This is a genomic window from uncultured Campylobacter sp. (assembly GCF_938045595.1).
In the GTDB taxonomy this organism is placed as follows: Bacteria; Campylobacterota; Campylobacteria; order Campylobacterales; family Campylobacteraceae; genus Campylobacter_B.
Map to the genome: position 1 here is coordinate 1 of NZ_CALIBB010000201.1, position 15,575 is coordinate 15,575.

At 47.0% G+C, this 15,575-nt stretch carries 13 protein-coding genes and 1 pseudogene; 5 read left to right on the forward strand and 9 right to left on the reverse strand.

All coding sequences use genetic code 11. The annotated features are described in order from the left end of the window. The 6 genes and pseudogenes from Q0340_RS07950 to Q0340_RS07975 all read right to left on the reverse strand — a co-directional run. Positions 1-159 (reverse strand): annotated as a pseudogene (locus Q0340_RS07950) (solute carrier family 23 protein); the annotation flags it as partial. Between the two features lie 373 nt (positions 160-532). Next, on the reverse strand, positions 533-712 hold the full coding sequence (locus Q0340_RS07955; RefSeq protein WP_298082865.1) for a hypothetical protein: 180 nt from the start codon (positions 710-712) through the stop codon (positions 533-535). A 226-nt stretch (positions 713-938) separates the two neighbouring features. Then, on the reverse strand, positions 939-1,832 hold the full coding sequence (locus tag Q0340_RS07960; protein ID WP_298082877.1) for an NAD(P)H-dependent glycerol-3-phosphate dehydrogenase: 894 nt from the start codon (positions 1,830-1,832) through the stop codon (positions 939-941). 941 nt (positions 1,833-2,773) lie between these two features. After that, complete coding sequence (gatB, locus tag Q0340_RS07965; RefSeq protein ID WP_298082866.1) at positions 2,774-4,195, reverse strand: Asp-tRNA(Asn)/Glu-tRNA(Gln) amidotransferase subunit GatB; 1,422 nt, start codon at positions 4,193-4,195, stop codon at positions 2,774-2,776. Positions 4,196-4,307: 112 nt separating this feature from the next. Continuing rightward, positions 4,308-4,532 carry a hypothetical protein gene (locus Q0340_RS07970; protein WP_298082867.1) on the reverse strand — a complete coding sequence of 75 codons (225 nt, stop codon included), beginning with the start codon at positions 4,530-4,532 and terminating at the stop codon, positions 4,308-4,310. Then, on the reverse strand, positions 4,522-5,202 hold the full coding sequence (locus tag Q0340_RS07975) for a F0F1 ATP synthase subunit A (RefSeq protein ID WP_291937725.1): 681 nt from the start codon (positions 5,200-5,202) through the stop codon (positions 4,522-4,524). Before Q0340_RS07975 ends, Q0340_RS07970 begins: the two co-directional genes overlap by 11 nt. Before the next feature lie 577 nt (positions 5,203-5,779). Between Q0340_RS07975 and Q0340_RS07980 the strand changes: the two genes are divergently transcribed. The 3 genes from Q0340_RS07980 to dnaK are packed head-to-tail and all read left to right on the forward strand — an operon-like array spanning position 5,780 to position 9,071. Next, entirely contained in the window at positions 5,780-6,568 is a 789-nt protein-coding gene (locus Q0340_RS07980) for an HrcA family transcriptional regulator (protein ID WP_298082868.1), read from the forward strand. Further along, positions 6,565-7,140, forward strand: coding sequence for a nucleotide exchange factor GrpE (locus Q0340_RS07985; RefSeq protein ID WP_298082869.1), 576 nt, complete (start codon positions 6,565-6,567; stop codon positions 7,138-7,140). The genes Q0340_RS07980 and Q0340_RS07985 overlap by 4 nt, the downstream gene beginning before the upstream one ends. Positions 7,141-7,184: 44 nt before the next feature. Beyond that, complete coding sequence (gene dnaK, locus Q0340_RS07990; protein ID WP_298082870.1) at positions 7,185-9,071, forward strand: molecular chaperone DnaK; 1,887 nt, start codon at positions 7,185-7,187, stop codon at positions 9,069-9,071. Between the two features lie 522 nt (positions 9,072-9,593). On the opposite strand, the gene tupA is transcribed toward dnaK, so the two are convergent. Beyond that, positions 9,594-10,412, reverse strand: a complete 819-nt coding sequence (gene tupA / locus Q0340_RS07995) for a tungstate ABC transporter substrate-binding protein TupA (protein WP_298082871.1) — start codon at positions 10,410-10,412, stop codon at positions 9,594-9,596. 70 nt (positions 10,413-10,482) lie between these two features. Here tupA and tupB point away from each other — a divergent pair, with 70 nt between their 5' ends. Further along, positions 10,483-11,175: a tungstate ABC transporter permease TupB gene (tupB, locus tag Q0340_RS08000; RefSeq protein ID WP_298082872.1), complete on the forward strand. Its 693-nt coding sequence runs from the start codon at positions 10,483-10,485 to the stop codon at positions 11,173-11,175. Next, positions 11,172-12,476 carry a tungstate ABC transporter ATP-binding protein TupC gene (gene tupC / locus Q0340_RS08005; protein ID WP_298082873.1) on the forward strand — a complete coding sequence of 435 codons (1,305 nt, stop codon included), beginning with the start codon at positions 11,172-11,174 and terminating at the stop codon, positions 12,474-12,476. Before tupB ends, tupC begins: the two co-directional genes overlap by 4 nt. A 493-nt stretch (positions 12,477-12,969) precedes the next feature. Here the strand turns inward: tupC and Q0340_RS08010 are convergent, their stop codons facing one another. Continuing rightward, a complete protein-coding gene (locus tag Q0340_RS08010; protein ID WP_298082874.1) occupies positions 12,970-14,295 on the reverse strand; it encodes an aminotransferase class V-fold PLP-dependent enzyme in 1,326 nt (441 codons plus the stop codon). Between the two features lie 156 nt (positions 14,296-14,451). After that, positions 14,452-15,575, reverse strand: a 1,124-nt coding sequence (locus Q0340_RS08015; protein ID WP_298082875.1) for an ankyrin repeat domain-containing protein, incomplete at its 5' end; no start/stop codon positions are given.

Genomic DNA, 15,575 nt, shown 5'->3' on the forward strand with positions numbered 1-15,575 from the left:
AAACAGCAGCGTGCCGATACCCGCCGTAAACAGCGCCACGGACGTATCAAGCCCCGTTAATATCGGCACCAGCACGAGCGCGCCGAACGCGACGAATAGAAACTGCACGCCGACGAGAGCGTCGCGTAGCCTGAGATTGTAGCCTTCGTATTTTTCCATATTCTCCCTCTTTTATCTTTGCGGCTTGCCTCGCGAGCGTCTTTAACGGAGCTAGTAAAAATTTAGCTTGATAGGCTATATGCCTTATCTTCGCTAAATTTTTACGTCGCAACCCTTAAATCCATCTCGCGATCCTTCGCCTTGGCTCCTGTATTAAAATTTATAATACACCGACATTCTGTAAAATTTAACTTGCTGCAGTCGCGGACGAATAACCCGCTCCTTTGCAAGCACTAAAAATTTATCGAAACTACACATCATCTGTCTTGAATATTTTCAAAATTTATGCCTTTCCGCCTCGTCTAAAGAAAAAATACCACGCCTTAATTTTTAAATCTGACACATCAAAAATTTTGACCTACCCAGTCGCAGACTAGCAGTCCGCTCCACCCTCCACTGCCGACCATCGGCGGCTGCAAGCAAAACGAAGCAATAGCGCTTCTAAACTACCTGCGATCCATCTTAAATGTTTTAAAATTTTACGACCTTGCTTTAAAATTTCGCGCTCAAGCTTAAAGCTAAATTTCAAATCAAAGCCGCTACGCCACATCATATACAAGCGCCATTTTGCTGCGATTTTGCGTCGTATCAGATGCGCGAAGCCGCAAGGCGAAAATCAAGCCCATAAAATTATCGGGCAAAGCCGCGTAAACAGTTCCAAACAAACAACGACCAAAATCCGCAAACCAGCAACTAAATTTCACAAACATAGCGGATAAATCAAAACTATGCAGGCCGAATTTACCGCTAAAATTTAGCGAGTAAATTCCGTCGCACGGCTATTTTTTGCGCAGCAGATCCTTTAGACTCGCCCTTACATCCTTGCCACGCAGAATTTGCGCGACCTCGGTAGCGATCGGAGCGTAGATCTTATGCTTTGTCGCGATATTTACGACCGCTTCGGTCGTAGCCACACCCTCGGCGACCTCGCCCAACTCGCGCAGAATTTCTTCGAGCCCTTTGCCGCGCGCAAGTCCTAACCCCACGCGGTAGTTTCGCGATAGCACACTCGAGGCGGTCAAAAACAAATCGCCCACGCCACTTAAGCCCAAAAAAGTCTCGTCTCGCGCGCCGAAAAACTTGCCGAAGCGCGCGATCTCTACGATGCCGCGCGCGATCAAGCTCGCTCTAGCGTTATTGCCGAGCCCCAGCCCATCGCAAACGCCGCTAGCGATGGCAATGACGTTTTTATAAGCGCCGCACACCTCTGCGCCGATGATATCGCCACTCGTATAGGTCTTGATGTAGGCAGGGAGGGCGCTTGCGAAAAGCTCGGCTAGATTTTCGTTACACGAGCTTACGACGAGCGCGCAAGGCAGCTTCTGCATGACTTCGGTGGCAAACGATGGACCTGATAGATAAGCAAGATTGCCACGCGCGACGTGAGATTCAAAAATTTCGTTTAAAAACCTACCGCTTGCTGCGTCGATGCCCTTGGAAGCGACTAGAATTTTTTGATTTTTGTAGGTGAAATTTTGATCCAGCCACTGCGCGGTTTGTTGTGCCGCGAGCGCAAAAACGAGCGCTTCGCACTCCAATGCCTCACTCACGCTTACAAAATGCGGAATTTGCCTTGGCGTGCGCGAAGTGATGACGCATTCGCTTTTCACGCTAAGCGCATCAAAAAGCGCACTACCCCATTTGCCAGCGCCGATAACCGCGATTTTCATTATGTTCCTTTTTAAAAATTTATTCGCAAATTTGCGGTTTTTCAAATTTCATTCTCTTGAAATTCCCGCTCTTTGAAAATTTAGCCCAAAAGCGTCAACATAAGCCTGCACAAATGCTAGCCGAAGCCACGCTTTGAAATTCGCTTTTTGAAATTTCATCTCGTCAAAATTTCGCGCTTTTGAAATTTACCTCACTGAAATTTCATACTTTTAAGTTTTTGCTCTTCCGCCGAAAAAACACTTTCACAAAAGGCGCGGCAGTGAACGAATGAGGATTTTGAAACTCCATTATACGTTTTAAATTTCACTCACGCATCGCCAAGGCAAATCAAATTTTTAAAAATTTTACTCAGACGCCCGATCGCAAATCGCGCTTTTAAATCCGCTTAAATCTATCAAGGCGTGCTTTGAGCCTAGATGATCTTGCGGTCGCTCGCCACGTTATCGTTTGGCGCAAGGTTTGGGGCACGCGCATCCGACGCGGCGATTGATTAAATTTAACCTACACATCGACTCGCCGCTCAAATTCGACCCTGCGTATTATATCCTACCCGCGCACCCCGAGCTTCCGTTCTCGCTCTCGCAAGCAGAGCAATTTTACGCATTCCCTACAAGCTTTGCCGCGCTTTGACGGTAGCCGTGAGTAAAATTCCTAACGGACGCGCTTCTTAAACCCCTCCGTCGCAGACCGACACTTGATGCAAACAGCCCGCACGAGAAAAAACGAACTCAAAAGAACAAAACGTGCGCGAGGAGAGCGGGTAGCCGCCGAGATCGCGCCGAATGAAATATAACACGCAAAAGCCTTCGTCATTGGTGCGTTAAAGCTTTAGCTCGAAGCAAAACGCTGCGAGCAGATTTAAAATTTTATCCCTAAGAGCTTCATCTATCGCATGCATCGCGTCGCCTTTTATTCGTCGTTCGCCGCCGCAAAAGCTGCGAAATCAGCCTAGCTTCTGTTTTAAAAGCTCGTTCACCTTCGCAGGATTAAATGCGCCCTTACCCTCTTTCATCACTTGACCTACGAAGAAGCCGAATAGCTTGTCCTTGCCGCCGCGATAGTCCGCGACCTTCTCCTCGTTTTCGCTCATCACGCGCGCTATGATCTCCAAAATCGCACCGTCGTCACTTACCTGCCTCAAGCCTAGCTTGTCGATGACCGAGCTTACGGCCTCGTCGTGCTCCATTAGATAATCAAGCACCTCTTTGGCGGCCTTTTGCGACACTGCGCCGCCTTCGATCGCGCTTAAAAGCTCGCTCATCTTCGCGCTACCTACGGGCGAATCCTCGATCGTAACGCCGTTTTTGAGCCTGCCCGCAAGCTCGACGGTAAGCCAACTCACGCAAAGTTTGGGCTCATGCCCCGCCGCGATCAGATCCTCAAAAAATCGTGCGTTTTCGTAGGTTGAGATTATGATCTCGGCGTCCTTCTCTTTAACGCCCAGCTCGCGGACGTAGCGCGCCTTTTTCTGATCGGGTAGCTCGGGGATCTGCTGCGCAGCAGCCAGCATCTCGTCATCCACGATCACGGTTAGCAGGTCGGGGTCTGGGAAGTAGCGGTACTCGGCGCTGTCTTCTTTGCTGCGCATCGGCTTGGTGATAAGCTTAGCGGTATCAAAAAGGCGCGTTTCTTGCACGACCTCTTGCTCATATTTGCCGTCCTGCCACGCTTCGATCTGACGCTCGATCTCAAACTCGATCGCCTTTTGGATAAATTTAAAGGAGTTTAAATTTTTAATCTCCACGCGCGTGTAGAGCTTTTGCTCGCCTTGCGGACGGATGCTGACGTTTACGTCGCAGCGAAACGAGCCTTCCTGCATATTTGCGTCGCTGATATTTAAAAAGCGCAAAATGCTGTGGAGTTTTTTTAGATAGGCGACAGCCTCGTCCGCAGAGCGCATATCAGGCTCGCTTACGATCTCCAAAAGCGGCGTACCGGCGCGGTTTAGATCGACCAGGCTGCGCGAGTTTTCGTGGTTATTTTTGCCCGCATCCTCCTCTAGGTGCGCGCGCGTAATGCCGATGCGCTTGCTCCGTTCGTCCGCGGCTATGAAAAGCTCGCCGTGCTCGACGATCGGGATCGTCCACTGCGAAATTTGATACGCCTTAGGAAGGTCGGGATAGAAGTAATTTTTGCGGTCGAATACCGACTTGCGATTGATCGTCGCATTTACCGCGGTGCCGAAGCTGATAGCTTTTTTAACCGCCTCCTCGTTTAGCACGGGAAGAGCGCCCGGAAGCGCCAGGCAGGTCGGGCAGACGTGCGAATTCGCCTCGTCGCCGAAGCTCGTGGGGCAGGAGCAGAAAATTTTGGTTTTGGTATTTAGCTGGCAGTGTACCTCCAGGCCGATCACGGTTTCAAACATAAACTTAACCTTTTAGAATAAAAATTTCGCGTAATTTTACAATTTTTTGCTTTAATACTCGCTTGTAGCGGCGCACGGCGCGGCTAAATTTTAAAATTTTGCCCGTAAAATCCTACTCGCCTTCGCGGGCTAGTTGTTCTTTTAGATCGAAAACATCGACCATCAAGCAGGTGATGATTACGCATATCACGCCTGGAGCGGTGCAGATGAAGAGGAATTTTAACCCCAAAAAATAAAATGACGGATAGGCAAAAAAGACGAATGCGCCGACGAAGATCAATCCGAACGACGCACCCACGAGGAAGTATAAGAAATTTCGCTTAAAATTAATGCTCATCGACGATCACGGCGCCCGCTAGATAAACGTAGCTTAAAACCATGAAAATAAAAGTCTGCAAAATCGCCATAAAAGTAAGCAGCGCAAACGGTACCATCGGTATTAGCGCAGGAGCGAGAGTAAGCATAACAAGCAGGAAGGTATCGTCGCCTTTGATATTTCCGAAAAGTCGGAAAGAAAGCGATACGACGCGCGAAAAATGCGAGACGATCTCTATAACGAACATAAACGGAGCTAGGATTTTCACCGGCCCCATAAAGTGCTTTAGGTAGTTGATCACGCCGTGCTCGCGAACGCCCTCAAAATGATAGTACAACCAAACGCAAAGCGTAAGCGAAAGGGTTAAATTTAAACTCGCACTCGGCGACTCAAAGCCCGGCACCAAGCCGATAACGTTACTAAAAAATATCACAAATCCCAATGTTGCGATTAGCGGAAGATATTTTTTGGCTTGCTCCTCGCTACCCATCGCGTCCTTACCGATCGTTAGCACGCCGCTTAGGTAGGCTTCGGCGATATTTTGCATGCCATGTGGTACAAGCTGAAGCGAGCGAGTGGAGCAAAGTGCGACGGCTACGATGATAGCGACGACCAAAAAGAAGTAAAAAAGATAGATAAAAGTGTGGTCGTAAGAAATTAAACCGCCGAAGAGAAAGATGTCTTTTAGCATAAAAACCCTTGATCGTTGAAATTTGAGGCGTATTTTACACTTCTATTCGTTAAAGTATATTTAAATTTGCGCCAGCGAGTGAAATTTTGAGCTTTGCGAGTTCTCACACCGCTTTGCTTGCCTAGCACTTTCGTCTAGCTTGCGCGCCATTTCGGCGGGAATTTTGCGTTTTTTTAGCATTTAGCTCCATATTTACAGCAAATGACAAAATTTTTGCTAGTAAGCACGAAATTTGCAGTTATACTGCCAATTCACTATTTTTGCAAAATAGAATTTATCTGGCGTATACAGAGAAGCCCTAAACCGGTTGCGTGGTAAAATTTACGTTTACGAATACGAAAAATGCAATAAAATTATACCGCGACGGCGCCGTGGCGAATTCCAAGAATTCCAAGAATTCCAAGAATTCCAAGAATTCCAAGAATTCCAAGAATTACGCTCACCTCAAAAATCATAGTTAAAATTTAGCAAACTCAGGACCCGATTGCTAAAATTTTATAAAATTTATATAAAAACCTTGACATCCTACCACTCAATGTTGTATAATACTAGCAATCTTACCGAAAGAGTGCTAAAAGTGAAAACGAATAAACGTGATATGATCCTGGAATCCATCATTTCCGCCTATCTCGATAGCAACACCCCGATCGGATCTTCCGAGCTGGGTGAGCGTATGGGCGTAGCGATGTCAGCGTCTAGCATTCGAATTTATTTTAAGCGCTTAAGCGACGAGGGGGCTTTGACGCAGCTTCATGTAAGCGGTGGTAGAATTCCGACGGTTGCGACGATGCAGGATTACTGGCGCGCTAGACTTAGCTTCGACGATGAGTTAAAAATAGACGATGCTCGCGAGCTAGAAGCGGTGCTTGAGGATTTTGAAATTTACTGTATGATTTTCAACGCCGAAAATGAAGCCCTAAGCGAAGTTATCAATCACGATAATCGCTTCATAATCCTTGCATTTATAACGGACGAGATTATCTTAAAATACGATTTTAGAGTTTTTAAATTCTTATCAAATTTAATAGGAATTTCACTCGGAGATTTGGAGCTAGCTTCGATGCAGATCGGTCTGCGCGAGCTTAGCACCAAAATCAAAGAGCTAAAAAATTCTAAAATCGAATTTCTTTGTAACGAGGTCGTGGCGTATAAAATTTTCAAAGACGAGCGGTTTAGAATTTTACTCAACCCCTCGATCGCCGTAAATTTTACTAAAAATTTGATCTTCGCGCCCTACTTCGAGCACGGATTTATGGGGATCAAACGCCCCGTAAAATTCGAAGGCGAGGACGCTACGATGATCTGCGCAGGCAGCGTTTACGAGAATTACGAGAAATTTTTTAATTACGCTAAAGGAGTAGCATGAGCCATAAATTTAAAGAGCACGGCGATAAAAATGCAGCGTGCGATAGTGAAGAAAAAGAGGTTTGCGAGCAGTGCGTGTCAGAGGCGAGCGAGCCGCAAGAGGTGCAGACATGCGACGATACTGACGCGCAGATACAAAAGCTTCAAAACGAGCTGAGTGAGATCACTGATAAATTTTACCGCGCCAATGCGGATTTTGAAAATCTCAAAAAACGTTTGGAAAAGGAAAAAGATAGCGCTGTTGCTTACGCTAGCGAGAGCTTTGCGAAGGATCTGCTGCCGATAATCGACGCGCTTGAGGAAGCCGCCAAAATTGATGTGGAAGGTAATGAGCTTGCAGATAAAATTGAAGTCGGCGTAAAACAATGTCTAAGCCTTTTTACAAAGACTTTTGAAAAATACGGTATCGTGCCGATAGCGACGGATGCGGGATTTGATCCTAGCGTGCATAACGCTATTTCGATGATTGAAGCCGAAGGCGCTAAAAAAGGCGATATCGTTCAAGTATATCAAAAAGGCTATATGTATAAGCAGCGCGTTTTGCGCGCCGCTATGGTGGTGGTGGCGAAATGATCGCCCAAATTTTAAAATTTTAAATTCAATACAAAGGATAAAAAATGGCAAAAGTCATAGGCATCGACCTAGGAACAACAAACTCGTGCGTAAGCATATTCGAGCGCGGCGAGAGCAAGATCATACCGAATAAAGAGGGCAAAAACACCACTCCGTCGGTAGTCGCTTTCACCGACAAAGGCGAGGTTTTAGTAGGCGACAGCGCCAAGCGCCAAGCAGTCACTAACCCGGAAAAGACGATCTACTCGATCAAGCGCATCATGGGTCTTATGATGAATGAGAAAAACGCGCAGGAAGCCAAAAAGCGCCTACCGTATAAGATCATCGACCGAAATGGCGCGTGCGCGGTAGAGATCGCGGGCAAGGTTTATACGCCGCAAGAAATTTCAGCCAAGGTGCTGATCAAGCTAAAAGAGGACGCCGAGGCGTTTTTGGGCGAGCCCGTCGTAGATGCGGTCATCACCGTGCCTGCGTATTTCAACGACAGCCAAAGAAAGGCGACGAAAGAAGCAGGAACAATCGCGGGCCTAAACGTGCTTCGTATCATTAACGAGCCGACCGCAGCGGCGCTTGCGTATGGACTGGATAAAAAAGAATCCGAAAAGATCGTAGTTTACGATCTGGGCGGCGGTACATTCGACGTAACCGTGCTAGAAACCGGCGATAGCGTTGTAGAAGTTTTAGCTACCGGCGGTAATGCATTTTTGGGCGGCGATGATTTCGATAACAAACTGATCGACTTTTTAACCTCGGAATTTCAATCTGAAACAGGCATTGACTTACGCGGCGACGTCATGGCTATGCAACGCCTAAAAGAGGCTGCGGAAAACGCCAAAAAAGAGCTAAGCAGCGCGATGGAAACGACGGTAAATTTACCTTTCATTACCGCTGATGCCACAGGTCCTAAACACCTGATGAAAACCATCACCAGGGCCAAATTTGAAAGTATGATCGATTCTTTGGTAGATGAGACCATAAGCACGCTTAAAAAGGTCGTAAGCGATGCAGGGCTAAGCATGAACGATATAAAAGAGGTCGTCATGGTGGGCGGCTCGACGCGCGTGCCTTTAGTGCAAGAGGAGGTCAAAAAGGCTTTCGGCAAGGAACTAAATAAGAGCGTAAACCCTGATGAAGTCGTAGCGATCGGTGCAGCGATCCAAGGCGCGGTCATCAAAGGCGACGTAAAAGACGTGCTACTACTCGACGTGACTCCGCTAAGCCTCGGCATCGAAACCCTAGGCGGCGTGATGACTAAGATCATCGAAAAAGGAACTACAATACCTACGAAAAAGTCTCAAACCTTCTCGACTGCAGAGGATAACCAAAGCGCCGTTACGATCAACGTCTTGCAGGGCGAGCGCGAGTTTGCAAAGGATAACAAATCGCTAGGAAATTTCAATCTTGAAGGTATCATGCCCGCTCCTCGCGGCGTGCCGCAGATCGAGGTGGAATTTAACATCGATGCGAACGGAATTTTAACCGTTTCGGCAAAAGACAAAGCCACCGGCAAGGCAACCGACATCCGCATCACCGGCTCAAGCGGCTTAAGCGACGCCGAGATCGATAAGATGGTCAAGGATGCCGAGCTTCACAAAGAGGAAGACAACAAGCGCAAAGAAACCGTCGAGGCGCGCAACCAAGCCGATAGCATCGCACATCAAACCGAAAAGAGCCTAAGCGAGATGGGCGAGAAGGTGCCGGGCGATCTACGCGCTAAGATCGAGGGCGCGCTAAATGATCTAAAAGCCGTGCTAAAGGATGAAAACGCGAGCAAGGAAGCGATAAACTCCAAAGTAGAAGCCCTAAGCAAGGTCGCCGAGGATCTATACAAGGCCGCCAGCGCAAATCAAGGTGCGCAAGGCGGATCGCAAAGCAGCGGTGCAAACGGCGGTAAAAAAGACGACGACGTCATCGACGCCGAAGTCGAGTAACCCGCCGCAAAGTGAAATTTTATAGCCGCGCGCTCGGTAGTTTTGCCTGCGCTTGAAAGGTAATTTTACCGGCGCGCGGCAGAAGCGACCCCATAAACCGCACATGAAATTTCATAGCTTCACAGGCTCGGGCGTTTTTCATACGCCCGAGCTTAACTGCTACTTCAAATCAAATTCCCAACAAACTAAAATTTTGAGTCACACATAAATACTACTAAATTTTGCGCTGTATAAATATCGCTAGACATTAAAGTATATCCGAACGCGACTGAAATTTCTCCGTGCCGATCTCAAATATAGCTGAAATTTTAAGCCTATCACCTACAAACGAAGCTGCGATAAATTTAAATGTATGGCGAGAAAGTAAAAAATGTATCGTAAAAAGACGCGGTAAAAAGCGCCGGTTAAATTTAGAAGCAAAAGAGCTAAATTTAAAGGCGCGCGGATTGATTTATGAAAAAGCAAAAGCCCAAAGACGGCGCTTCGCCTTTGGGCTTTAAATTTAGCCTTATTTAGCTAGAGCTAATTCTTGCGAGTATTCGCATCAGGGGTGAAAAGCGGCTTATTTAGCAGCTTAAAATCGCCTACGAATTTCTGTCCCTTCTCGCTAGTGATCCATTTGATAAAGCGCTGCGCGTTTTCATAGTCGGCTTTTGGGCAATGCTTCGGATTGACCGCGATTACGGAGTAAAAATTCTTCAGATCGTTATCGCCTTCGTTGATGATGACCATATCGGGATTGCCCTTTTTATTGTCCTCGTATTTGATGTAGGTGCCGCGATCGGTGAAGGTCACGCCCTTTTGCTCGGCGGCTGCGTTGATCGTAGCGATCATGCCTTGACCGGTTTGGTTATACCACGCCTCATTTTCAGGCACGGCGCCCTCAACCTTTTTCCAAATACCTTTCTCTTTGTTATCGGTACCCGATTTGTCGCCGCGAGAGAAAAATTTAATCTTCTCCGCCTTGATTAGCTCAAACGAACCTTTAAGATCTTTGCCTTTAAATTTAGGCGCGATCGATTTATCGGCGATGAGGATAAAATCATTATACATAACGGGCGTGCGGTCAACGCCGAAGCCTTTTTCTACGAATTCTTTCTCGACCTTCGGCGAATGCACGAAAAGTATATCCGCATCGCAGTTCTCGCCAAGCTTTAGAGCAGCACCTGTGCCTACCGCCGTCCATTTGACATCTACGCCGGTTTCCGCCTTATACGCAGGATAGATCGCGTCTAGCAAGCCCGTATTATCGGTGCTCGTTGTGGTTGCCATCACCAAATCGTTATCGGCGGCAAAAAGGCTCGCACTAAGAGCGAGCGAAGCAAAAAATATTTTTTTCATGTTATCTCCTTTAAAAAATATGCTATTATAGCATATAAATTTGCCAGAATAGAACATTTAGGACACAATCTTGGACTTTATTTTAGAAGGAATTTTAAGCGCATTCAGACTGCTTCTTAGCGGCGATGCGGAGACCTTTTCGGCGATTAAGGCGACGCTTTATACTTCGAGTATCTCGATACTTTTTGCGATTTTAATCGGCTTTCCGATAGGATTTATCCTCGGATTTTACGAATTTCGCGCTCGCAGAACGCTTAGACTTTTAAGCGACGTAGCGCTTGCGATGCCCACAGTAGCGATAGGACTGATCCTTTACGCTTTCATCTCCAGAAACGGTCCTTTGGGCGAGCTGGGGCTACTTTTTACGCTTAAAGCCGTGATGCTCGGGCAGTTTGCGCTGGCGCTTCCCATCATCGTCTCGCTAAGCGCCAGCGTCATCGAAAATATGGATAAGAAGCACTATCTAAACATTATGAACTACCGCCTAAGCCCGCTAAATTTAATCCTTTGCGTGCTTTATGAGCTACGCTACGCCCTACTGGTCGTCATCGCCACCGCTTACGGGCGGATCGTCGCCGAGGTGGGCGTAGCGATGATGATCGGCGGCAATATCAAATATTTCACCCGCACGATCACCACGGCGATCTCGCTTGAGACCAACAAGGGCGAGTTTGCGATGAGTATAGCGCTCGCGCTGGTGCTGATTTTAATAGCGTTTGCGGTAAATTTAGCCATCCACGCGCTAAAAAGGCTAGATCGATGAATGCAGATAAGCAAACGCGTCCTAGCAAGAATTTCACGGACAAAAACCGGGCGGAACAGGAGCGCGTAAATTTTATGAGCGAAAATTTCACGGACGCAAATTCCGCAGACGATAATTCTACGAGCATAAATTCTATGCGCATAAATTTCGCTACCGAGAATTCTGCGAATAAAAATTTCACTGCTGGAAATTCGACAAGTGTAAATTCTGTAACCGAGAATTCCATTAGCGCAAATTCTGCGAGTGAAAATTCTACGAATGAAAATTTCGTAAATGAGAATTCTGCGACCGAGAATTTCGCGAGTGAGAATTCTACCGCCGCGCGATCTGTACCCGATAGCGAGCTGATCTCGGTGCGGGATCTAGTGCTGCGCTACGGACGGAGCGAAATTCTAAATATCCCTAGCCTTGATCTAAATACGAGCGGCATCACGGCGCTTTTGGGCTCCAACGGCAGCGGCAAATCCACGCTGCTGCGGATTTTGGCCTTTTTGCAGCGTCCGAGCGGCGGCAGCGTGGAGCTTTGGGGGCAGCGGGCGCCCTCTTTGCAGACGCTGCGGCAGATCTGCTTGCTGCTGCCCGAGCCCGTGCTTTTAAAACGCAGCGTGGAGCAAAATTTTAAATTTGCGCTCAAAAGTCGCGGCGCGCTTGCGGAATTTGACGAGCGGGTTGATGAGGCGCTCGGCCTAACGGGGCTTGATAGAAGTTTTTTATCAAAGAAGCATTTCGAGCTTAGCTCGGGGCAGACGCAGCGCATCGCGTTTGCGCTCGCTCTGGCGCAGCGTGCGAAGCTCTATCTGCTCGACGAGCCGACCAACAGCCTCGATCTTGCCGCTTCCAAGCTCTTTGCGCGCGCGATTTTATTTATGCGGAGTCGCTACGGTTGCGGTTTTATCATCGCCAGCCACGATGAGAAATGGCTCAGCGCGATCGCGCAAAGAAGCGTATTTCTACATCGTGGCAAGATATGCGAGTTCGAATACAAAAATATCTTTGATGTGCAAAACGGGATTTTAAAATTTTCGGATGAAATTTCGCTGCGCCTTGAAGAGGGGCTCGCACGCGCTCGCAAAATCGCGATAAATCCGAGTAAAATTTTATTATCCCAAAGCCCGTTTGAGCGCTGCTTCGCGGGGATTTTGCACTCGGTTTCGCTTCAGTACGCCTCCTCGCTGCTCATCAAGATCAAGGCGGGCGATCTGCTACTAAAATGCGTCACGGCGCAGGATGAGAGGTGCTGGAGCGCGGGCGAGAGGATCTATTTCGGATTTGAAGACGGCGCGTTTTTAGGGCTGGAGTAATTCTGCGCGAAGTGCGGATAAGCTTTATTTTGCTTTGGAATTTTTATTCGCGCGGCACTAATAAATTTCATTTCTGCCTCAAATTTTTACTGCGAACCATCTAGCGCGGCGTATCTGGCGAAACAGAGCGCAAAAATTTGCGCCTTGAAATTTTGAAATTTACAGGCAGGGCTTTACCTAGCGGCGCGGCGTGAAATTTTGAAATTCCATTGCTAAGAAATTTTAAAGCTTAGCCGCGAATACAGCTAACGGGATTTTGAAATTCCACAATTTCTAGGCGCGGAATTTCAAATTCTAAATTTTAATTCCGCAGGGCGTGCCGTTTATTTCGCCTGCAGCGCAAAGGCGGAACGATAGCAAGAATTCCGCGGCGCAAAACCCGCGTAAAATTCCGAAGAGACGGCACGGAATTCCGATAAATTTTAAAAACGGCGCAGAATTTTACAAAATTTTACTAGCTCAAAAAAGCGGCAGAGCTTTAAGCTCACGCTGCTTAAATTTTCCCGCCAAACATCTCATACATCGCCTTTTCCTCGCCCCAAAGCTCGCGGTGCTTTTTGATGCAGGATTTTATCGCGCCAACTAGATATAGCACGTCTTGCTCGGTGTGCGTGTAGTGCAGGCTCACGCGCACGAAGCCGGGCTTGGCTTCTGGCATGCGCCCCTCCTTGATACCCAGCAGATCGTGAGCGTACGGCCCCGCGCACATCACGCCCGCGCGCGTCTGGATACCGAAGTCGTTGCTAAGGCTCGCGGCGAAATCATACGCCGAGACGCCGCGCACGTTAAATGAAAAAATCGGCAGCCGCGGCGCGCCCTTTGGAGCGTAGTTTATGATCTCGTCAATGCCTGCTAGCTCGCTCTCAAAAAGCCGCGCTAGCTCGTCCTCGGCACTTTTTATCCTCTCAAAACCGACCTCGTTTCGTAGCGCGTAGGCCAAATTTGCTCGCATGAGCCCGGTGATAGGCGGCGTACCGCCCTCCTCTAGCTGCTCGGGATTTTTCAAAAACACGTGCCCTTCGCGGCTAGCGTAGGCGACCGTCCCGCCTGCGGCAAAGGTCGGCACATCGCTACTAAGCAGCTCTTTTTTGATCGCCAAAAGCCCGCAGCTTGCAGGTCCGCCGAGTAACTTATGCGGCGAGAGGAAAATCGCGTCGAAGTAGTCGCAATCTAAATTTGCGTGAGAGCTCAGCGCCGCGCAGTCAAAGGCGATGATGCCGCCCGCGGCTCTGATTAGCTCGCTGATCTTTTTATAGTCGCTAACGACGCCCGTGACGTTTGAGGCGGCGCTAAACGAGCCGATGATGCGGCGTGCTGCGTTTAGCTTTAGGATGCGCTCAAGCGCAATCAGATCGATCTCGCCGCCTTCGCTAAGCGGCACGCGCAGGTAGTCGCAAAGTCCCTCGCGAAAGCTAAGCTCGTTTGAATGGTGCTCGTAGGGCGAAACAAGCACGAGCGGAAGCTGTGCGGCGCGCAAATTCGCCTCGCCGATCGCGCTTCTGGTCGCAGGCGGCAGGTAGATGCCTAGCAGTTCCTGAAATTTCTTGATCGCGGCCGTCGCGCCCTGCCCGCAAGCGATGAGACAAAACCGCTCGTCAAGCCCAAGTAGCTTTTTTAGGCTCTCGCGCGCGCCCTCGTAGCGACGCTGCGTGATAATCGCGCTCGAACTACTGTCGGAGTGGGTGTTGGCGTAGGTTTTTAAAACGTTCGCTATCTCGCGCTCTACGGGCTCGTAAGCAAGCCCCGAAGCAGTGTAATCAAAATAGTGTACGCCTTGTTTTAGGATGATATTTTTTCGAATTTCGTCTAAGCTTAGCATTTGCGGCCTTTAAAATTTAAGTGATTAATTATAGTGAAATTTGGATTAATTTAAAGCTTTACGGCCTGGCAGGAAGGAATTTTAATGAGAATTTAGAAAAGCTTTGCCCACTATATCACTTAATTTCTGATGCTATATAGTTTTACTCCTTCAAATTTATTGATTACTATCTAGTTTTTTAGCCGCTTCTTGTCTTAGAATTTCGGCATAATCTTTTATATCAATTTTCTCGCCGTCATGTAGAATTTTCACTTTCGCTTCCTCTAGCATTTCCTCAAAATTTAAATATTTAAAAAATGTCTCAATATCGAATGCCTCAGTACTATTTTTATCTTTTAGGCTGCTTTTTTGCAAAATCTCTTCATTGCTTAGCCCATTGCCGCAAAGAGCTTTATATCTATCTATTTTCATATTATAGAAATTTAATATTTTAATATCCGGTTCTAGCTTAGTACATTTTTTATCATTTGGCATATAACCGAAAAATTTTATAAAATCTTTTTCTTTCCAGTATCTATCTGTTCCTTTTTCTTTTTCTTCGTTATTTTTAACTTCCCATCTCCCCCGAAGAGCCCAATCATATGATTCTAAAATCTTTTCTCCATAGCAGTAATCATTCATATGATTTATGTAAGATTCTTTCTTTTTTATAGATCCAACTAAACTATCCAAACAATTTCTATAAGCCGTAACAATATCATCTTGACTCGGTAGTCCGTCTATATTATATTTTATTAATAATTCTAATTTATCTTTATACATCATATCCCGCGGAAGAAAAGTATAAATAGATTTTTTAAATATTTCCTTTTGTTTAAACGAAACGCCGTTCTCACTTAAATAATACAAAGGACCTTCATATGCTTTCGGTTTCATACCTCTTTGTAGCATCATATCGGCAATTTCTAACAAATTACTATATATTGCATAGTTTAATGGATAAACAGGATCTTTTGAGTGATCATGATTGATTAGACACTCAGTACGTAATTTTATATCTATATTGTTGCCAACTATGATTTTGGTGTCGTCAGAATATCTAGGGCAAACTATATAGCCCTGCACCATTTTGACTTCTTCAAATTTAACCCCGTTGTCTAAAAGCAGTCTTACTGATTTAGTAGCATTATTTTCTATCGCATAAGCCATAGCGGATAGCTTGTATTCGTCTTTTTTATGTATATCCGCACCTAGCTTTATAAGCTCTTGAGTGGTATTTGTATCGTCCCAAAAGCTAGAATACATCACGGGCGTTACCCCTCCGTGCATAGTATGCTCTA